The organism is Terrabacter sp. 2RAF25 (assembly GCF_052115265.1).
GTDB lineage: Bacteria > Actinomycetota > Actinomycetes > Actinomycetales > Dermatophilaceae > Terrabacter.
This window is the reverse complement of the sequence record NZ_JBFRGJ010000036.1, coordinates 1-560: the sequence shown is the minus strand read 5'-3', so window position 1 is coordinate 560 and position 560 is coordinate 1. Positions and strand designations below refer to the sequence as shown.

1 protein-coding gene is annotated in these 560 nt (G+C 63.9%); it reads left to right on the top strand.

Annotation, left to right across the window (positions count from 1 at the left end):
* Positions 1-40: 40 nt before the first annotated feature.
* Positions 41-560 (top strand): recombinase family protein (locus AB4091_RS21830; RefSeq protein WP_442295007.1); only part of this gene is annotated, 520 nt, incomplete at its 3' end.

The following is a 560-nucleotide window of genomic DNA, read 5'->3' as shown; positions in this document are numbered from 1 at the left end:
GTTTCTGTCCACCTCCACCTACGTTGAGACTGCCTTTGAGGTGCTGGCAGAGTTCACCGAGGTTCAATCGGGCAATGATGTGCTCAGACCACAGCTCGCGGAGGCGCTGGCGCTGTGCCGCAAGACTGGGGCAGAGCTGCTGGTCAGCAAGCTCGACCGCCTGTCCCGCAAGGTGTCCTTCATCGCCACACTGATGGATGATCCGAAGATCAAGCTGCGGGTCGCGTCGATGCCGCACGCGGACAACTTCCAGCTCCACATCTACGCGGCACTTGCGGAGCAGGAACGCGCCTTTATCAGCCTGCGGACCAAGGCCGCACTTGCGGCTGCAAAGGCCAAGGGCAAGCGCCTGGGCGGGCTGCGGGACAAGACCATGAAGCGCAATGCTGCTGTCCAGGCGAACGCCGCAGCGCGGGCGTACAGGCTCGCTGGCATTGTGCAGCCGTTGCGCCAGAGCGGAGCGACCTTGCAGGGCATAGCGGATGAACTGAACCGGGCAGGCATCCCTACTGCGCGGGGCGGATCGTGGCACGCCAAGCAGGTGCAGCGCGTACTAGAGC